The sequence below is a fragment of the Streptomyces sp. 15-116A genome (assembly GCF_025290915.1).
Lineage (GTDB): Bacteria > Actinomycetota > Actinomycetes > Streptomycetales > Streptomycetaceae > Streptomyces.
Genome location: NZ_JAOCQE010000480.1, coordinates 1 through 2424 on the forward strand (window position 1 = coordinate 1; position 2424 = coordinate 2424).

General features: G+C 73.2%; 3 protein-coding genes. All 3 read left to right on the forward strand.

Translation table 11 applies throughout. From position 1 onward, the window contains the following. Window positions 1-191: 191 nt before the first annotated feature. Entirely contained in the window at window positions 192-566 is a 375-nt protein-coding gene (locus N4P33_RS34610; RefSeq protein WP_260830876.1) for a hypothetical protein, read from the forward strand. A gap of 208 nt (window positions 567-774) precedes the next feature. Then, the gene (locus N4P33_RS34615; RefSeq protein ID WP_260830877.1) at window positions 775-1461 is read left to right on the forward strand and encodes a response regulator transcription factor; all 687 of its coding nucleotides are present in this window, start codon (window positions 775-777) and stop codon (window positions 1459-1461) included. 80 nt (window positions 1462-1541) lie between these two features. Next, window positions 1542-2424, forward strand: an 883-nt coding sequence (locus N4P33_RS34620; RefSeq protein ID WP_260830878.1) for a GAF domain-containing protein, incomplete at its 3' end; no start/stop codon positions are given.

A 2424-nucleotide genomic window follows, 5' to 3' on the forward strand; every position in this document is an offset into this window, starting at 1 on the left:
ACAGCACGTGGCGCCGCCCCCGGACCCGGCCCGCCGCATCGGCACCCTGCCCGTGCGCACCCCCCAGCGGCCCCCGCAGACGCCCCGGCCCCAGCCCGGCGCCTGACCCCCGGCTTTCTCCCACGGATCGAGCCCCCGCACCAGGCGGGGGACCGGCCGCACCACCGATTCCGATGGAAAGGACACCACCCATGGCCAACACCGAGACCTCGCTCAAGGAATGCCTCGCCTCCATCGACGGCGCCACGGCCGCCGCGCTCGTGGACTACACCAGCGGCATGGCCCTCGGCACGCTCGGCGGCGGCAAGGACTTCAACCTGGAGGTCGCCGCGGCCGGCAACACCGATGTGGTGCGGTCCAAGCTGCGCACCATGGAGCACCTCGGCATCAAGGAGGAGATCGAGGACATCCTGATCACCCTCAGCAGCCAGTACCACCTGATCAGGCTGCTCAAGGGGCGCGGCGGCAACGGCCTGTTCCTGTACCTCGTGCTGGACGCCGGCCGCGCCAACCTGGCGATGGCCCGCCACCAGCTGCGCCGTATCGAGGCCGAACTGGAGGTCTGAACCCCGGCACACGACGGAGCGGCACCGCGGGGGATCGGTGCCGCTCCTGCCTCCAGTGTCCCCCCGCCACCAGTCGTCCCGTAAGGCCGATGGTCCCGGCGTACCCGGGGCACCCGGCCAGGAGCAGGGCCGATCGGCCCTGGCCGTCCGGCCCCGGATCGAGCAGCATCACGACAGGGGGCCGGGCCGAGGGCGAGGAGAGACACAGATGGCGGATGGGCAGCCGGGCGGCGACCGGGCCGTCCGGGTCTTCCTGCTGGACGACCACGAGGTCGTACGACGCGGAGTCCACGATCTGCTGGACGACGAGCCGGACATCAGCGTGGTCGGCGAGGCCGGCACGACCGAGCAGGCGCTGGCGCGCGTCCCCGCGCTGCGCCCCGATGTCGCCGTGCTCGACGTACGGCTGCCCGACGGCGACGGCGTGAGCGTCTGCCGCGAGCTGCGCTCGACCATGCCCGAGCTGGCTTGTCTGATGCTGACCTCCTTCGACGAGGAGGCGCTGCTGGACTCGATCATGGCGGGCGCCGCGGGCTACGTACGGAAACAGATCAAGGGCTCGGACCTGGTCACGGCCGTGCGGACGGTCGCCGCGGGCCAGTCCCTGCTCGACCCGAGGGCCACCACCCGGCTCATGGCCCGGCCGCGCCAGGAGCAGCAGCCCAGCGAGCAGCGGGACGCACTGCCCGGACTGACCGAGCGGGAGCGGGAGATCCTCGACCTGGTCGGCGAGGGGCTGACCAACCGGCAGATCGGGCAGCGGCTGTACCTGGCCGAGAAGACGGTGAAGAACCACATCTCCCGCCTGCTGGCCAAGCTCGGTGTGGAGCGCCGGGTCCAGGCCGCGGTGATCGCCACCGAGGCCCGGGACCGGCGCCACCGGCCGGGCCCCTGACGCGTGCCCCGGCCGACGGGACGCGCCCGGCTCGTCCCGCTACCGTGACAGCCGGCAGGCGAGCGAACGGAGGACCACCAGTGGCACGCTCCGAGCGGGACCGGGACGAGGCCCGGGTACGGCTGCCGCAGCTCCGCCTCGACGAGCTGCTTCAGGAGCTGCAGGCCCGCATCGACGCGGCCCGCGGCACCCGCGACCGCGTGCACAGCCTGCTGGAGGCCGTGCTCGCGGTGGGCCGCGAACTCGACCTGGAACACGTCCTGCACAGCATCGTCGACGCCGCGGCCGTCCTGGTGGACGCCGAGTACGCGGCGCTCGGCGTGATCGGCCCGGACGGCACCCACCTGTCCGCGTTCCACACCGTCGGCATCAGCGAGGCCGGCATCGCCCGCATCGGGCACTATCCGGAGGGCCACGGCATCCTCGGCGAGCTGATCCGCCACCCCGAGCCGCTGCGCCTCGCCAAGCTCTCCGAGCACCCCGCGTCGTACGGCTTCCCCGCCCACCACCCGCCGATGAACACCTTCCTCGGCGTCCCCATCCGGGTGCGCGAGCACGTCTTCGGCAACCTGTACCTCACCGAGAAACGCGGCGGCGGACCGTTCGACGAGGAGGACGAGTCGGTGCTGGCCACCCTGGCCGTCGCCGCGGGTGTCGCCATCGACAACGCCCGCCTGTACGAGGAGTCGCGGCTGCGCGAACGATGGCTGCAGGCCAACGCCGAGATCACCCACGTCCTGATGTCCGGCAGCGGGCGCGCCGAGGCGCTGCAGCTGATCGCCGAGCGCGCCCGGGAGATCAGCGGCGCGGCCCTCGCCGAGGTGGCGGTGCCGATGCCGGACACCGGCTCCCTCACGGTCGAGGTCGCGATCGGCGCGCAGGCTGAGGCGCACCGCGGGCTGGTCGTGCCGGTCGGCGGCAGTCTGCTCGGCCGTGCCTTCGCCGCCGGCGCGCCCGTCACCA

Coding starts and splice junctions, on each gene's coding strand:
- N4P33_RS34610 (WP_260830876.1), top strand. CDS start 192: ATGGCCAACACCGAGACCTCGCTCAAGGAATGCCTCGCCTCCATCGAC.
- N4P33_RS34615 (WP_260830877.1), top strand. CDS start 775: ATGGCGGATGGGCAGCCGGGCGGCGACCGGGCCGTCCGGGTCTTCCTG.